The organism is Enterobacter sp. BRE11 (assembly GCF_031844285.1).
GTDB lineage: Bacteria > Pseudomonadota > Gammaproteobacteria > Enterobacterales > Enterobacteriaceae > Pantoea.
Genome location: NZ_JAUZUX010000022.1, coordinates 1 through 16,043, shown reverse-complemented (window position 1 = coordinate 16,043; position 16,043 = coordinate 1). Strand labels below are relative to the sequence as shown.

Below are 16,043 nucleotides of genomic sequence, written 5' to 3'. Positions count from 1 at the left end.
CCCGGGCTGCAGCCTGAATCGTGCGTCCGCCGCGCACCGGAGTAGATGATGAAAGTCACGCTGGAAGAGCTACGCGTGCTGGTGACGGTGGCGGACTGCGGTTCAATCACCTCGGCGGCGGAGCTGCTGGATCAGACCAGCTCAGGCGTGAGCCGCGCCCTGAGCCGCCTTGAGGCCAAACTCAACAGCACCCTGCTGCACCGCACCACCCGACGACTCGCCCTGACCGAAGAGGGCCAGCTTTTCCTGACCCACGCGCGCCAGATTTTGCTCTCCGTCGAACAGGCGGAAGAGCAGATCGCCCGACGCCGGGAGACGCCTTCTGGCCGCCTGCGCATCAACGCCGCCGCGCCTTTTATGCAGCACGTCATCGTGCCGCTGATCGGCGCGTTCCGGCAGCGCTATCCGCTGATTCAGTTAGAGCTCAATACCGACGATATCGTCATCGATCTGCTGGAGCAGCAGACCGATATCGCTATTCGCATCGGCGAGCTGCGCGATTCCACCATGCGCGCCCGGATGCTTGGCAGCAGCCGGGTTAGGCTGCTGGCCAGCCCCGCCTATCTGCAGCAATATGGCGAACCGCAGAGCGTCGAGGCGCTGGCGCAGCATCAGCTTATCGGCTTCAGCCAGCTGGAGATGCATAACGTCTGGCCCGTCTGGCAGCGCGAAGGCGAGCTGCTGCGCATTCAGCCGACCATTGCCGCCTCCAGCGGCGAAATCATTCGCCAGCTCGCGCTGGCGGGCCAGGGCATTGCGCGCATCTCCGACTTCGTCAGCCATCAGGATCTCGCCGCCGGTCGGTTAAAAGAGGTGCTGGTGCAGCAGACGCACGACGTCAGGCTGCCCGTGCATGCGGTTTACTACCGCAACGCGGAGCTGGCGTCGCGCATTACCTGTTTTCTCGACTTTCTCCATCAGGAGATCGCCTCGCAGGCGCGGTTCTGACAAAAAAAGCCGCGCGTCCTGAGGCGCGCGGCGCGTAACAGCCTGTGACGTCAGGCGGTCGGTTCCAGCACCAGAATCTTCACGTCCAGCACGTCGTCTTTAATCTTCTCGCGATGCGCTTCCATGTGCGGCATCTGCTGATGCTGCTCCAGGTGGCGCAGCGAAGCCCACTGCTCCAGCATAAAAATGGAGTCGGGCGAATTCTGCTTCCACGGCACCTGCGCCTGATGATCGACCAGCGCGTCATACTGGTGGCAGCCCTCTTCGGCCAGCACCGACGGGATAAGCGACTTGATCGCCTCCAGCACTTTATTGCGATGTCCAGGTTTAACACAAATTTCAGCCACTACCGTTAGCATGTACCTCTCCTTGTTTGCGGGTCCGCTTTCAGTTAAGCAAAGATCTCGCTGAGATGTGTCCGATAACGTGCGATATCGCGCGGCACGTCCGGCATCTTGATAACGTCGTTGCAGATAAAGGTTGGCAGCGCTTCCATGCCCAGGAACTGGTTGGCTTTATGGAAGTGCAGATAGAGGCCGTCGACGCCAACGCCTTCAAAGAACTGATCGGGATCGGTAAAGGCTTCCAGCGGCGCGTTCCAGGTCAGCGACAGCATATATTTTTTGCCCTGCAGCAGGCCGCCCGATCCATACTTTTTGCTGGCGTCGGCGCGCGAGCGGCCGTCGCTGGCGTAGAGCGCGCCGTGGCCTTCGGTAAAGACGTCGTCGATGTAGCGCTTCACCGTCCAGGGCTCGCCCATCCACCAGCCTGGCATCTGGTAGATCACCACGTCGCTGTCGAGATACTTCTGCACTTCATCCGCGATGACATAGTCGCTGTCGGCCAGGGTGACAGTAACCTGATGGCCTAAATCGCGCAGCTGGCTGGCTGCCACTTCGGCCAGAGTGTGGTTCAGCTCGCCTTTGGAGTGAGCGAAGGTTTTACCGCCGTCAATAATCAGAATATTCATTCACTAATCTCATTTGTGTTGCCATAGAGGGCTACTTTACGCCCTCTGCCTCGGCAGAAAAATGGGATTCAGATCACAAGACTTTTGCGCTGGAAGCAATAATCCAGCGGCTTATGACACACTCCACCAACACTCATCACGTCAAACAGAAGAACAAGAATGCGCACATACCTTATCAGCGCGCTGCTGCTGGCCAGCGGCGTCGCGCAGGCGGACTCCCGTCTGGATCAGATCCTCGCCAGCAAAACCCTGAAGGTCTGCACCACCGGCGACTACAAGCCCTATACCTACCTGCGCCCGGACGGCCAGTACGAAGGGCTGGATATCAGCATGGCGCAGTCGCTGGCCGCCAGCCTGGACGCAAAGATCAGCTGGATGCCGACCACCTGGAAAACCCTGTCGCAGGATTTTAAAGAGAAGCAGTGCGATGTTGCGCTGGGCGGCGTGTCGGTAACGCTGAAGCGCCAGCAGATCGCCTGGTTTGCGCAGCCGCTCGGCGTCGACGGTAAGATTCCGCTGGTGCGCTGTGCCGACAAGGCAAAATACAGCACGGTCGAGCAGCTTAACGCGCCGGCGGTGCGCGTGATTGAGCCAGCGGGCGGCACCAACGAAGCCTTTGTCCACAGCCATCTGCCGCAGGCGACGCTCACCCTGTTCCACGATAACGTTACGATTTTCCAGCAGCTGGTGGACGGGAAGGCCGACGTAATGATCACCGACGCCTCCGAAGCGCTCTATCAGCAGCAGCGCTACCCCCAGCTCTGCGCCGTTAATCCGCAGGCGCCGCTGCAGTACGGCGAAAAAGCCTGGATGATCCCGCGCGACGATATGAGCTGGAAAGCCTATATCGACCAGTGGCTGCACCTCGCTACCGCTACCGGCGAATATGCGCGTATTACCGCGCAGTGGATGGGCGCGGCGCGCTGATTGCCGTGGTCAGCAATCCTGTGCCGCCCTGCGCTTCCCCTGTGACTAATCCTGGCGATTGAGGTACTATCCTCGCCAAATAACCGCCGGGTGTTTCGCCATTGCGGGACACGAAGTGAGGATAAAAATTCAATGAGTGAATTGACGCAGGATGGTGCAGAGCGTCTTGCCCTGCACACATTTACCGAAAACGCGTACCTGAACTATTCGATGTACGTCATCATGGACCGCGCCTTGCCCTATATTGGCGACGGTCTGAAGCCGGTACAGCGCCGTATTGTTTACGCCATGTCGGAACTCGGCCTGAACGCCAGCGCCAAATTCAAGAAGTCGGCGCGTACCGTGGGCGACGTGCTGGGTAAATACCATCCGCACGGCGACAGCGCCTGCTACGAAGCGATGGTGCTGATGGCGCAGCCGTTCTCCTATCGCTATCCGCTGGTGGATGGCCAGGGCAACTGGGGCGCGCCTGACGATCCGAAATCCTTCGCGGCGATGCGCTATACCGAATCCCGCCTCTCTAAATATGCGGAAGTGCTGCTCGGCGAGCTGGGCCAGGGCACGGTGGACTTCGTGCCGAACTTCGACGGCACGATGCAGGAACCGAAAATGCTGCCCGCGCGGCTGCCGAACATTCTGCTGAACGGCACGACCGGCATCGCCGTTGGCATGGCGACTGACATTCCGCCGCACAACCTGCGCGAAGTGGCACAGGCGGCGATCGCCCTGATCGATAAGCCGAACACCAGCCTCGACGCGCTGCTGGATATCGTACAGGGCCCCGATTATCCCACCGAGGCGGAGATCATCACGCCGCGCGACGAGATCCGTAAAATTTACCAGACCGGCCGCGGCTCTGTTCGCCAGCGCGCGGTGTGGAAAAAAGAGGATGGCGAGGTGGTGATCACCGCGCTGCCACACCAGGTTTCCGGCGCGCGCGTGCTGGAGCAGATCGCCGCTCAGATGCGCAATAAAAAACTGCCGATGGTAGAGGATCTGCGCGACGAATCGGATCATGAAAACCCGACCCGCCTGGTGATCGTGCCGCGCTCGAACCGCGTGGATCTCGATCAGGTCATGCACCACCTGTTTGCCACCACCGATCTTGAGAAGAGCTACCGCGTTAACCTCAACATGATCGGCCTCGACAACCGCCCGTCGGTGAAAAACCTGCTGGAGATCCTGTCGGAATGGCTGGTGTTCCGCCGCGACACCGTTAAGCGTCGTCTTAACCATCGCCTTGAGCGCGTGCTGCGTCGCCTGCATATCCTTGAGGGCTTGCTGGTCGCCTTCCTCAATATCGACGAGGTGATCCATATCATCCGCAGTGAGGATGAGCCTAAGCCGGTGCTGATGTCGCGCTTCGGCATCAGTGAAACCCAGGCGGAAGCGATTCTCGAGCTGAAGCTGCGCCACCTGGCGAAGCTGGAAGAGATGAAGATCCGCGGCGAGCAGAGCGAGCTGGAAAAAGAGCGCGATCAGATTCAGGCGATCCTCGCCTCTGAGCGCAAGATGAACACCCTGCTGAAGAAAGAGCTGCAGGCTGACGCCACCGCCTACGGCGACGAGCGCCGTTCGCCGCTGCACGAGCGCGAAGAGGCCAAAGCGCTGAGCGAAAACGAACTGGTGCCGTCCGAGCCGGTCACTATTGTCCTGTCGCAGATGGGCTGGGTGCGCAGCGCCAAAGGCCACGATATCGATCCGTCCGGGCTGAGCTATAAAGCGGGCGACAGCTATCTGGCAGCGGCGCGCGGCAAGAGCAACCAGCCGGTCGCCTTTATCGACTCCACCGGGCGCAGCTATACGCTCGATCCCACCTCGCTGCCGTCGGCGCGCGGGCAGGGCGAGCCGCTGACCGGCAAGCTGACGCCGCCGCCGGGTGCGGTGGTAGAGCAGGTGCTGATGGAGGCGGACGAGCAGAAGCTGCTGATGGCCTCCGACGCCGGCTACGGCTTTATCTGCACCTTCGCCGATCTGGTATCGCGCAACCGCGCCGGCAAAGCGCTGCTGACGCTGCCGGACAACGCGCGCGTCATGACGCCGATGGCGGTGCATCATGAAGATGACATGCTGCTGGCGATTACGCAGGCGGGACGTATGCTAATGTTCCCTGTCGGCGAACTGCCGCAGATGTCGAAAGGCAAAGGCAACAAAATTATCTCTATCCCGGCGGCGGACGCCGCGGCGGGCAACGATAAGCTGGCGTGGCTGCTGATCCTGCCGCCGGGCAGCGCGGTCACGCTCTACGTCGGCAAGCGCAAGCTGGTGCTGCGCAGCGAAGAGCTGCAGAAGTTCCGCGCCGACCGCGGACGTCGTGGCACGCTGCTGCCGCGCGGCCTGCAGCGTATCGACAAGGTAGAGCTGGATGCCCCAGCGCGTGCCGTCAGCGAAGACGGCGAAGCCTGAGCAAGGCGGCGGAGCCTGCTCTCCGCCGCGCCATAATGAGGGATATATGTTACTAGTACTGCGCACCATCTTTGTGGTGATTTACTCGATTCTGGTCTGTGTTTTCGGCTGCATCTGGTGTCTGTTTTCGCCGCGCAACCCGCGCCATGTCGCTACCTTCGGCCATCTCTTCGGCCGTCTCTCTGGCGTATTTGGCATCAAGGTCGAGCTACGTAAACCCGCCGAGGCGGCCCACTACGGCAACGCTATCTATATCGCCAACCACCAGAACAACTACGACATGGTTACGGCGGCGAAGATCGTCCAGCCGACCACCGTCACGGTGGGCAAAAAGAGCCTGCTGTGGATCCCGTTCTTCGGCCAGCTTTACTGGCTGACCGGCAACCTGCTGATTGACCGGGACAACCGCTCAAAGGCGCACAGCACCATCAGCCAGCTGGTCGAACAGTTTCAGAAGAAGCGCATTTCGTTCTGGATGTTCCCGGAGGGCACGCGCAGCCGCGGACGCGGTCTGCTACCGTTTAAAACCGGTGCCTTTCATGCGGCGGTGGCAGCGGGCGTGCCCATTATTCCTATCGTGATTTCCAACACGCACGGCAAGATCAACCTGAACCGCCTGAACAACGGTCTGGTGATCGTCGAGATGCTGCCGCCGGTCGACACCAGCGGCTACACCACGCAGTCGGTGCGCAAGCTGGCGACCCACTGCCGTGAGCTGATGATGGAGAAACTGGAAGCGCTCAACGCCGAAGTCGAAGCGCGCGAAAAAAGCGGTAAACTCTGACCGGCCAACCTCTCGCCGGCACCCGCACGGATGCACGCGGCGCGCTCTGCCCGCCGCGACGCAACACAGCAATAAATCAAGAATAACAATGGGCGCGCAAGCGCCACGCGTAAAGGGTTTGACGTTCTATGTCTTTCAGCAGACGACAGTTTATCCAGCTTTCTGCTGGTGCGGCGCTTGGCGCCGGTCTCTTACCTTCTGCGGCGCGCGCCGCCTCCGCGCCCGGCGGCGATACGCCGCTGCCGGTGCCGCCGCTTATCGAATCGCGTCGCGGTCAGCCGATCTTTCTGACGCTGATGCGCAGCCACTGGTCCTTTCTCGGCGACAACAATAAAGTGCCGGTATGGGGCATCAACGGGCTCTATCTCGGTCCGACGGTGCGCGTCTACAGCGGCGACGACGTCAAGCTGATCTACAGCAACCGCCTTAACGAGCCGGTGGCGATGAGCGTCAGCGGCCTGCAGGTGCCGGGCGCGCTCATGGGCGGGGCGCCGCGCATGATGTCCGCCGGCGTTGACTGGGCGCCGGTGCTGCCGATCCGCCAGAACGCCGCCACCTGCTGGTACCACGCCAGCACGCCGAACCGCATGGCGCCGCACATCTACAACGGTCTGGCGGGCATGTGGCTGATTGAGGATGAGGTGAGCAAGCAGCTGCCGCTGCCGCGCCACTACGGCGTCGACGACTTCCCGCTGATCATTCAGGACAAGCGCCTTGATAACTTCGGCACGCCCGCCTACGATCCGCCGCACGACGGCGGCTTTCTCGGCGACGTGCTGCTGGTTAACGGCGTGCAGAACCCCTTTGTCGAGGTGTCGCGCGGCTGGGTGCGCCTGCGCCTGCTCAACGCCTCAAACGCGCGCCGCTACCAGCTGTCGCTGAGTGATAACCGTCCCTTTACCGTTATCGCCAGCGATCAGGGCTTTCTGCCCGCGCCGGTGGCGGTGCAGCAGCTCTCGCTGGCGCCGGGCGAGCGCCGCGAAGTGCTGATCGATATGTCGCAGGGCGACGAGGTGTCGATTACCGCAGGCACGGCGGCGGGCATTATGGACCGCCTGCGCGGCCTGTTCGAACCCTCATCGATCCTCACCAACACGCTGGTGCTGACGCTGCGCCCGACCGGTCTGCTGCCGCTGGTGACCGACAATCTGCCGATGCGCCTGCTGGCGGATCAGATCCTCGACGGCATGGCGACGCGCACGCGTGAATTCCGTATCGGCGAGGATATGCCGGGCATCAACGGCGCGCAGTGGGATCTGAACCGCATCGATACTACCGTGCAGCAGGGCACCTTCGAGCGCTGGATCCTGCGCGCCGACCGGCCGCAGGCGATGCACATTCAGGGCGCGGTGTTCCTGATCAAAAGCGTCAACGGCGCGCAGCCGATGGGCGAAGATCGCGGCTGGAAAGATACCGTCTGGGTGGATGGCGAGGTTGAGCTGCTGGTGAGCTTTCCGCAAAGCTCGTCCGATCATTTTCCCTTTGTCTACTACAGCCAGACGCTGGAGCTGGCCGATCTTGGCACGGCGGGGCAGCTGCTGGTGCAGCCGACGGCATAAGCGCTCAGGCGAAAAGGGCGCGCTGCCCGGAAGGACAGCGCGCATAGCCTGCATTAATTGAAGGTTTCCGGGTCCGGCCCCAGACGGTTGCCGCGATCCAGCTTCGCGATTTCGCTCAGCTCGGTCTTCTCCAGCCGGAAATCGAACACCGCGAAGTTCTCCGCGATACGCTCAGGCGTCACCGATTTCGGGATTACCACCAGCCCGCTGTCGAGATGCCAGCGGATAACGATCTGCGCCGGGGTTTTGCCGTACTTCTTCGCCAGCTGGCGAATAATCTCCTGATCGAACACCCCTTCGCCGCCCTGCGCCAGCGGGCTCCAGGATTCAGTCTGGATCTGATGCATGGCGTTCCACGCGTGCAGCGTGCGCTGCTGCAGCATCGGATGCAGCTCGATCTGATTGACGACCGGTGAGACGCCAGTTTCATCCAGCAGACGCTTCAGGTGCGCTTCGTGGAAGTTACAAACGCCGATGCTTTTGGTCAGGCCCTGCTGCTGCAGCTTGATCATCTCTTTCCAGGCGTCGACATAGTGATCTTTCTCCGGGCACGGCCAGTGCATCAGATAGAGATCGACCTGCTCCAGCTGCAGTTTTTTCAGGCTGGTTTCCATCGCCTGCTGCACATTCTGCTGATCGTCGTTCCACAGCTTGGTGGTGACGAAAATCTCTTCGCGCGGCACGTCGGTATCCTGTAACGCCTGGCCGATCGCCTCTTCGTTTTTATAGGCCGCAGCGGTGTCGATCGAGCGATAGCCGACCTCCAGCGCCTTAAGCACGGCGCGATGGGCATCTTCATTGCTTGCCTGCCATACGCCCAGCCCCAGCTGCGGCATCATATTGCCATCGTGCAGTTTGATAATCGGTTGATCTGCCATAGGTGCTCCTTTCTGTTGCAGTGAACCTGTGAGGCTTAAGTCTAGTCAACAAACCTGACCTCGTTTCATTGTGGGCGGCAATTCCGTTTCTCGCCCTGCCTGATCCTGCGGAAGTCTTGCCTGTTTCTCCATTTCAGTGGCGAATTACGCAGCAGCCTGGCAGACTGGTTTCTTTACTCTGCGAGAGATATGCATGGCGCACGAAGCTTTGTGTCAGCACCTGGCGAACCAGGTCGTGACCTTAATGACCCATGGACGCAACCGCCTTTGCCCGGTCAAGAACGTCAATCTGATCTACCTTAATCAATATCAGCCGCGCACGCCGGTGATGTACCAGCCCGGCATTGTGATTCTGTTTCAGGGCAGCAAAACCGGCTATCTCGGCAGCACCACTTTTACCTATGACGCCACGAAATATCTGATGCTCACCGTGCCGCTGCCGGTCGAGTGCGAAACCTGGGCGTCGCCGGAAGCGCCGGTCGCCGGCATGTTCCTGACGGTCGATACCGCCAGCCTGCAGGATCTGCTGATCGAGATTGGCGACGACGAAGATTTCCAGCCGCAGCCGCAGACTTCAGGCATTCACTCCGCCTGGCTGACCGAGCCGATGCTGTGCGCGGCGGAGCGCCTGCTGGACGTGATGGTGCATCCGCGCGACGCGCGCGTGCTGGGGCCGCAGATCGTGCGGGAGATTATCTACTACGTGCTGACCGGGCCGACGGGCGGCGCGCTGCTGTCGCTGGTGAGCCGTCAGACCCAGTTCAGCCAGATCGCCCGCGCGCTGCGCCGCATTGAAAACCACTATGCGGACAACCTCAGCGTCGATGCGCTGGCGGCGGAGGTGAACATGAGCGTCTCGGCGTTTCATCACAACTTCAAGGCGGTGACGCAAACCTCGCCGCTGCAGTACCTGAAGCGCTACCGTCTGCATCAGGCGCGGCTGCTGATGCTGCATGACGGGCTGAAGGCGAGTGCGGCGGCGGCGCGGGTGGGCTACGAAAGTCCCTCGCAATTTTCACGGGAGTTTAAGCGCTATTTCGGCGTGACGCCGGGAGAGGAGATTAGCCGCGTGCGTCAGACCGTGGCGGAACCACAGGCCTGACGCCGTGCGATCAGGCCTGTTTCTGGCGACGTTTTTTCCAGATCACCACGATGCTGCCCGCGAGGCCGACAAACAGCAACACCATCGGCAGCACCATCAGGATCGCCATCACCTGATCTTCATGGCGTTTGATAAAGGGCACCTGGCTGATGCCGTAGCCAAACGCCACAACAATCGCCACCCACAGCAGCCCGCTTAGCCAGTTAAACAGCTGGAAACGGCCGTTCTGCAGGCCGGAAATACCCGCCATGGTTGGCAGAATAGTGCGCACGAAGGCCAGGAAGCGGCCAACCAGCAGCGCCATCAGGCCGTGACGGTTAAAGAGCTGCCACGCGCGCTGATGATATTGCGCTGGCAGGTGCATCAGCCAGCTTTTCACCAGCCGCGTGTTGCCAAGCCAGCGTCCCTGAAGATAGCTCAGCCAGCAGCCGAGGCTGGCGGCGGTGGTGAGGATCACCATGGTGGGGATAAAATCCATCACCCCTTTGGCGACCATCGCGCCCGCCAGCAGCAGCAGGCTGTCACCCGGCAAAAAAGAGGCGGGAAGCAGGCCGTTCTCCAGAAACAGCGTCAGAAACATCACGCCGTAAACTACCCAAACCACATTTGGATCGGCCAGCGCGGCGAAATCCTGATGCCAGAGCGCATGAACAATCTCGTGTAAAACACTCATCTGCTATCCCATCGAGTCACAAGGAATCTATTTTAGCGGCAATCCGGCAGAGTGATTTGATCTGCGGCCGGTCGCCATTCTGTGGTTGAGGTTCTGTTTAAGTTACTACTGCGTCAGGCGGGCGAAACCTGCCGTTAAATCGTCAATCAGGTCGTCGACATGCTCCAGGCCAATATGCAGGCGCACCAGCGTGCCGTCAAAATCGACGCCGCCCGCTGGCCTGATTGCCGCCAGCTCTTCCGGCTGATTCGCCAGAATCAGCGACTCGTAGCCGCCCCACGAGTAGGCCATGCTGAAATGGTGGAAGCGATCGAGGTAATGCGCCAGTTTTTCGCTGCTCAGTTTTTCATGCAGCACGAAAGAGAACAGGCCGCTGCTGCCGCTGAAGTCGCGTTTCCAGAAGGCGTGGCCTTTGCTCTGCGCCAGCGCCGGATGGTTGACGCGCGCCACTTCCGGCCGCGTCGCCAGCCACTCCGCCACCTGCAGCGCGCTCGCCTCATGCTGGCGCAGGCGCGTGGCGAGGGTGCGCAGGCCGCGGCTCGCCATATAGGCGCTGTCGGCGTCTACCGTCTGGCCCATCAGATAGGAGTTCTCACGCAGCTGCTCCCAGCAGCGCGCGTTCGCCACTGCGGTGCCGATCATCGCGTCGCTGTGGCCAATCAGATACTTGGTGCCCGCCTGAATCGAAATATCAATGCCGTGCGCCAGCGCGTTAAAGAAAAAGCCCGCCGCCCAGGTGTTATCCATCATGATCACCGCGTCCGGCGCCTTTGCGCGCACCGCTGCGACGATGGCCGGGATGTCCTGCACCTCCATAGTGATAGAGGCTGGAGACTCAAGAAACACCACGCGGGTTTCCGGGCGCACCAGCGCGCCGATTTCGCTGCCGATGGTGTGATCGTAAAAGGTGGTGGCGACGCCGAGCTTGCTGAGGATTTTGGTGCAGAAGTCCTGCGTCGGCTCGTAGACGGCGCCGCACATCAGCACATGGTCGCCCGCGTCGACAAACGACAGAATGGCGTTGGCGACCGCCGCCGCGCCGCAGGGATAGAGCACGCAGCCCGCGCCGCCCTCCAGCTCGGTCATCGCATCCTGCAGCGAAAAGTGGGTCAGGGTGCCGCGGCGGCCATAGAAGAGTTCGCCGGCGGCGCGTCCCGCCGTAGCGCGCTTTTTATCGGCGACGCTATCGAACACCAGCGACGAGGCGCGCTGAATCACGCTGTTGACCGCGCCCTGCGTGTAACGTTTGCTGCGCCCGGCGCTGACTAAGGTAGTATCGATTTTTTTGGTCGTCATTCGTGTTTGCCCTGCGGCCTGCTACAAAGCCTTCACGTTACCACGAATTGCCGGTCAGGGTTGACCCCAAATCCTGATATTCAGAACCTGCCCGAGGGGGAACAGGCGGCGCCGCGCGCCGCCTTTCAGCCGGTTACATCACCCCCATCAGACGCGGTAGCCACAGCGAAATCGCCGGGATGTAAGTAATCAGCATCAGCACCAAAAACAGAATGCCGTAAAAAGGCAGCATCGCGCCGACCACCTGCTCGATTTTCTGTTTGCTCACCGCGCTGGCGACAAACAGCACCGTGCCGACCGGCGGGGTGATCAGCCCGATGCCGAGGTTGGTCATCATGATCATGCCGAAGTGCACCGGATCGATGCCGAGCGTAGTCGCCACCGGCAGCAGCACCGGCGTCAGGATCAGGATAATCGGCGCCATATCCATCAGCGTGCCGATCACCAGCAGCAAGACGTTAATGCACATCAGGATGACGTACTTGTTATCGGACAGGCTGGTAAAGGCGTCGGTGATAAGGGTCGGCAGCTGCATAAAAGTCATGACCGCGCCGAAGCCCGCCGCGAAGGCGATCAGCACCATCACGATAGTCACCGTCTTAATGGTGCGGAACAGCAGGATATGCAGCTGGCTCCACTTGAAGTCGCGATAGATAAACATGGTGACGAAGAAGGCCCAGAGGCAGGCGATCGCCGCCGATTCCGACGCGGTAAAAATACCGGAGAGAATACCGCCCAGGATAATCACGATGGTGAAGAGACCCCAGAAGGCGTCGAAGAAGATCTTCACCGCCTGGCGAAACGGAATGCGCTCGCCCTTGGGATAGCCGCGCTTGCGCGCGAAGGCAAGGCACATCACCATCAGGCAAAGCCCCAGCAGCAGGCCGGGAAAGATGCCAGCGACGAACAGCGAGGAGATCGTCACCACGCCGCCGGTTGCCAGCGAGTAGATCACCGAGTTATGGCTGGGCGGCGTCAGCACCGCCTGCACCGATCCGCTGGCGGTGACCGCCGCCGCGAAGTCGCGCGGATAGCCTTTCTGCTCCATTTGCGGGATCATCACCGAGCCAATCGACGCGGTATCCGCCACCGACGAGCCGGAAATCGCGCCGAAAAAGGTAGAGGCGACAATATTCACCAGCGACAACCCGCCGCGAATAAAGCCGACAAAGATATAGGCGAAGTTCACCAGCCGCCGCGCGATGCCGCCTTCCGCCATAATCGCCCCGGCCAGGATAAAGAAGGGGATGGTAAGCAGCGAGAACTTATTGACGCCGTTCGTAATTTGAATAACCACCGCTTCCAGCGGCAGATCGATCCACCATGCGCCGATAAAGGCGCTGAGGCCCACGGCGAAGGCGACGGGAAAGCCCAACAGCAGCAGCACAACCAGGCTGCCGATCAACATCAATGCGTCCATGGTCGCTCCTTAATGAGTGCCGCCTAAAACCACCACTGGCCGCTGGCTTTGGTCGCCGTTCAGCAGCCGCTCAATCACAAATAACAGGGTAAACAGCGCGCCGATCGGGATTGGCAAATACATCTCGCCGTAGGTCACCGAGGGCAGCGAGGCGAGCGGCTGGATCCACATCGCCACGCACAGGTTATAGCTCGCCTGGAAGATGATTAAACAGGTCACCACCATCAGCAGATCGCACAGGCGAAGCATCAGCCGCTGCGCGGCGGGCGACAGGCGATCGGTCACCATCGAGACGCAGATATGGGTACCGGCGCGATAACCGACCGGCGCGCCGATAAAGGTGAAAAGAATCATGCAAACGATGGCGACCGGCTCGGGCCAGGCCAGCGCGCCGTTGAGCACATAGCGAGCGAAAATGCCGATGGGGATTACCGTCACCATAATCAGCAGCGCGACGGCGGCAATGCCCATGCACAGCAGATAGAGCCCATCCATCAGACGAGAGTATCGGTTCATATGCGTTACCTGAATAACGCCGCGCGGAAGGCGCGGCGGGGGAGGGTTATTTAACGTCGGCGATTTGCGTCATCAGATCCTGATATTTGCCGCCAAACTGATCGCGCACCGGCTGCGTCGCCTTCATGAAATAGTCCCTGTCAGTCTGCTGAAAGGTCACGCCGCCTGCTTTCATCTTCTCAATGGACTGCTCGGTGTAAGTCGCCCACAGCTGGCGTTCTTCATCCTGCGCCTCTTTGCCGAGCTTTTTCAGCAGCGCCTGGTCTTCCGGCGTCAGGCGCGCCCACGAGGTTTTTGAGAAGAGGATCATCTCCGGCTGGATAAAGTGGCCGGTCAGGGTGTAGTACTTCGCGACCGGCAGATAGTTGTGGGCGACGAATGTCGGCGGATTGTTTTCGGTGCCGTCCACCACGCCGGTCTGCATGGCGCTGAAGACTTCACTAACGCCCATCGCCACCGGGTTCGCGCCCATCGCTTTCAGCGTCGCCAGCGAGATGGCGCTGTTCTGCACGCGAATTTTCATCCCTTTAAGATCTTCCGGCTTGCTGAGCGGCTTTTTGGTGATCATGTTGCGTTCGCCCGCGTCGGTCCAGCCAAGAAAGACCATGCGCGCGTTGGCGTCGGCGTCGAATTTATCGACTATTTGCTTGCCGACCTCGCCGTCCAGCACCTTGTGCATATGGTCGACGTCGCGGAAGATGTAGGGCAGCGTCAGCACGCTGGTTTCCGGCGCGATGGTGGTGACCGGCGCCAGCGAGACGCGGATCATGTCGATGGCGCCGAGCTGCACCTGCTGCAGCGTCTGATCTTCGTCGCCCAGCACGCCGCCTGCGTAGACTTTCATCTCCAGCCGCCCGTTAGTCGCCTGTTTCAGCTTGTCGCCCATATGCTGTAGTGCTACGACGGTGGGATAGCCAGCGGGCTGGACCTCCGCCACTTTTAACACCTTCGCTAATGCCGGAGCGGCGTTCAGGCCGAGCGCAGCAGAGACGGAAACGGCAAGGATCCATTTATTCACTCTCATTATTTTTTTCTCCAGGCTGATAGAGGAGGGCACAGGTTACAGGCAGCAGAGGAAATGGCCCGCGTGCTGCCAGAATAGGCAAATTGTGCTGGCTGAAAATGCGGCAATGCTGATTGAATGAACAAGCTCACATTTTGAAACGATGTTTTAATAAATTTATACGGGAAATCACATTTCTGAAATAGCGTTGAAAAGTGTCATAAAAGGTTAGCAACAGCCCAGAGATGGCAGCGCGCTGTTTGTAAATAGTAATGAGAACTACTATCAATTCGCCTTATTTTTGCTATTATTCGCGCTTATCCATTATTCCTGCATATGAAGTTGGAGACGCAGCGTGGTAGCCAGTGACTTAATGCAAACGGATCTCTCTGTTTGGGGCATGTATCAACATGCCGACATCGTGGTAAAAGTGGTAATGATCGGCCTGTTGCTGGCGTCGGTCGTAACCTGGGCGATTTTTTTCGGAAAGTTTGCCGAGCTTAGCGCGGCGAAACGTCGACTGAAAAGCGAGCAGCAGGCGCTGGGCGAAGCCCGCATCCTGAGCGACGCCGCCCGCGCCGCTGCGCAGTTCAAGAGCCACAGCCACAGCGCGGCGTTGCTGAATGATGCGCAAAACGAGATGGCGCTTTCCGCGGGCGTCGAAGATACCGACGGCATTAAAGACCGCACCAGCTTCCGCCTTGAGCGCCGCGTCGCCGCCTTTAGCCGCCACGCGGGTCGTGGCAACGGCTTCCTCGCCACTATCGGCTCTGTCGCCCCGTTTATCGGCCTGTTCGGGACGGTCTGGGGCATTATGAATAGCTTTATCGGTATCGCGCAGACGCAGACCACTAATCTGGCGGTTGTCGCGCCCGGCATCGCTGAAGCGCTGCTGGCTACCGCTATCGGCCTGGTGGCGGCGATTCCTGCGGTGGTGATCTATAACGTTTTCGCGCGCATGATCGCGGGCTACAAAGCGTCGCTGGGCGACGTGGCCGCGCAGATTCTGCTGCTGCAGAGCCGCGATATCGACCTGGGCAACCTTAACGCGAAAAGCGCTGAAGCGCGCCCGGCCGCTCAGAAATTACGCGTAGGTTAAGTTTATGGCGATGCGATTAAACGACGACCTGGAAACCGATGGCGAGATGCATGAAATCAACGTCACGCCGTTTATCGACGTGATGCTGGTTTTGCTGATCATCTTTATGGTGGCCGCGCCGCTGGCGACCGTGGATGTTCGCGTTAATCTGCCCGCCTCGACCAGCGCGCCGCAGCCGCGGCCGGAAAAGCCGGTCTACCTGTCGATTAAAGCGGATAAGCAGTTTTATATTGGCAATGAGCAGGTGACGCCGGAGACGCTGGTGGCGGTGCTGAACAGCCAGACCGAAGGCAACAAAGAGACCACGATATTCTTCCAGGCTGATAAGTCTGTCGATTATGAGACCCTGATGAGCGCGATGGATAAGCTGCGCGGCGCAGGTTATCTCAAGATCGGCCTGATGGGGATGGAAACCGCCGCGAAGTAAATTTGCGCGAGTGGAAAAAGGGCAGCCTGTGGGCT

16 protein-coding genes are annotated in these 16,043 nt (G+C 60.2%); 8 read left to right on the top strand and 8 right to left on the bottom strand.

From position 1 onward, the window contains the following. The first annotated feature begins 48 nt into the window (after nt 1–48). Complete coding sequence (locus tag Q9R34_RS19645) at nt 49–948, top strand: LysR substrate-binding domain-containing protein (protein ID WP_485895947.1); 900 nt, start codon at nt 49–51, stop codon at nt 946–948. A 50-nt stretch (nt 949–998) separates the two neighbouring features. On the opposite strand, the gene Q9R34_RS19640 is transcribed toward Q9R34_RS19645, so the two are convergent. Both Q9R34_RS19640 and Q9R34_RS19635 read right to left on the bottom strand, forming a co-directional pair. Continuing rightward, nucleotides 999–1,307: a putative quinol monooxygenase gene (locus Q9R34_RS19640; protein ID WP_485895945.1), complete on the bottom strand. Its 309-nt coding sequence runs from the start codon at nt 1,305–1,307 to the stop codon at nt 999–1,001. Nucleotides 1,308–1,339: 32 nt separating this feature from the next. Beyond that, nucleotides 1,340–1,918 carry an NAD(P)H-dependent oxidoreductase gene (locus tag Q9R34_RS19635; RefSeq protein WP_485895943.1) on the bottom strand — a complete coding sequence of 193 codons (579 nt, stop codon included), beginning with the start codon at nt 1,916–1,918 and terminating at the stop codon, nt 1,340–1,342. A gap of 159 nt (nt 1,919–2,077) precedes the next feature. Here Q9R34_RS19635 and Q9R34_RS19630 point away from each other — a divergent pair, with 159 nt between their 5' ends. From Q9R34_RS19630 to ftsP, 4 genes are all read left to right on the top strand, one after another. Next, nucleotides 2,078–2,845 (top strand): transporter substrate-binding domain-containing protein, encoded by a 768-nt coding sequence (locus Q9R34_RS19630; protein ID WP_485895941.1) that lies wholly within the window; start codon nt 2,078–2,080, stop codon nt 2,843–2,845. Between the two features lie 132 nt (nt 2,846–2,977). Next, the gene (gene parC, locus Q9R34_RS19625) at nt 2,978–5,251 is read left to right on the top strand and encodes a DNA topoisomerase IV subunit A (RefSeq protein WP_434125204.1); all 2,274 of its coding nucleotides are present in this window, start codon (nt 2,978–2,980) and stop codon (nt 5,249–5,251) included. 46 nt (nt 5,252–5,297) lie between these two features. Then, nucleotides 5,298–6,035, top strand: coding sequence for a 1-acylglycerol-3-phosphate O-acyltransferase (locus Q9R34_RS19620; RefSeq protein WP_434125206.1), 738 nt, complete (start codon nt 5,298–5,300; stop codon nt 6,033–6,035). Between the two features lie 128 nt (nt 6,036–6,163). Continuing rightward, nucleotides 6,164–7,594, top strand: a complete 1,431-nt coding sequence (gene ftsP / locus Q9R34_RS19615) for a cell division protein FtsP (RefSeq protein WP_434125207.1) — start codon at nt 6,164–6,166, stop codon at nt 7,592–7,594. A 53-nt stretch (nt 7,595–7,647) separates the two neighbouring features. Here ftsP and dkgA read toward each other — a convergent pair whose 3' ends face one another. Then, nucleotides 7,648–8,472 (bottom strand): 2,5-didehydrogluconate reductase DkgA, encoded by an 825-nt coding sequence (dkgA, locus tag Q9R34_RS19610; protein ID WP_033752450.1) that lies wholly within the window; start codon nt 8,470–8,472, stop codon nt 7,648–7,650. A gap of 193 nt (nt 8,473–8,665) precedes the next feature. Here dkgA and Q9R34_RS19605 point away from each other — a divergent pair, with 193 nt between their 5' ends. Continuing rightward, nucleotides 8,666–9,574: an AraC family transcriptional regulator gene (locus tag Q9R34_RS19605; protein WP_485895938.1), complete on the top strand. Its 909-nt coding sequence runs from the start codon at nt 8,666–8,668 to the stop codon at nt 9,572–9,574. A gap of 10 nt (nt 9,575–9,584) precedes the next feature. Here Q9R34_RS19605 and Q9R34_RS19600 read toward each other — a convergent pair whose 3' ends face one another. The 5 genes from Q9R34_RS19600 to Q9R34_RS19580 all read right to left on the bottom strand — a co-directional run bounded on the left by Q9R34_RS19600 (nt 9,585) and on the right by Q9R34_RS19580 (nt 14,503). Next, nucleotides 9,585–10,247 (bottom strand): DedA family protein, encoded by a 663-nt coding sequence (locus Q9R34_RS19600; protein ID WP_434125211.1) that lies wholly within the window; start codon nt 10,245–10,247, stop codon nt 9,585–9,587. A 105-nt stretch (nt 10,248–10,352) separates the two neighbouring features. Next, nucleotides 10,353–11,543, bottom strand: a complete 1,191-nt coding sequence (gene metC, locus Q9R34_RS19595; protein ID WP_485895936.1) for a cystathionine beta-lyase — start codon at nt 11,541–11,543, stop codon at nt 10,353–10,355. A gap of 133 nt (nt 11,544–11,676) precedes the next feature. Beyond that, nucleotides 11,677–12,963 (bottom strand): TRAP transporter large permease, encoded by a 1,287-nt coding sequence (locus tag Q9R34_RS19590; RefSeq protein ID WP_485895934.1) that lies wholly within the window; start codon nt 12,961–12,963, stop codon nt 11,677–11,679. A 9-nt stretch (nt 12,964–12,972) separates the two neighbouring features. Further along, nucleotides 12,973–13,479 (bottom strand): TRAP transporter small permease, encoded by a 507-nt coding sequence (locus Q9R34_RS19585; protein WP_485895932.1) that lies wholly within the window; start codon nt 13,477–13,479, stop codon nt 12,973–12,975. A gap of 46 nt (nt 13,480–13,525) precedes the next feature. Further along, the gene (locus tag Q9R34_RS19580; RefSeq protein WP_434125217.1) at nt 13,526–14,503 is read right to left on the bottom strand and encodes a TRAP transporter substrate-binding protein; all 978 of its coding nucleotides are present in this window, start codon (nt 14,501–14,503) and stop codon (nt 13,526–13,528) included. Nucleotides 14,504–14,855: 352 nt separating this feature from the next. Here Q9R34_RS19580 and exbB point away from each other — a divergent pair, with 352 nt between their 5' ends. Together exbB and exbD are read left to right on the top strand one after the other, a co-directional pair. Then, the gene (exbB, locus tag Q9R34_RS19575) at nt 14,856–15,581 is read left to right on the top strand and encodes a tol-pal system-associated acyl-CoA thioesterase (protein ID WP_485896010.1); all 726 of its coding nucleotides are present in this window, start codon (nt 14,856–14,858) and stop codon (nt 15,579–15,581) included. Between the two features lie 4 nt (nt 15,582–15,585). Further along, the gene (gene exbD / locus Q9R34_RS19570; protein ID WP_033792211.1) at nt 15,586–16,008 is read left to right on the top strand and encodes a TonB system transport protein ExbD; all 423 of its coding nucleotides are present in this window, start codon (nt 15,586–15,588) and stop codon (nt 16,006–16,008) included. The last annotated feature ends 35 nt before the right edge of the window (nt 16,009–16,043 follow it).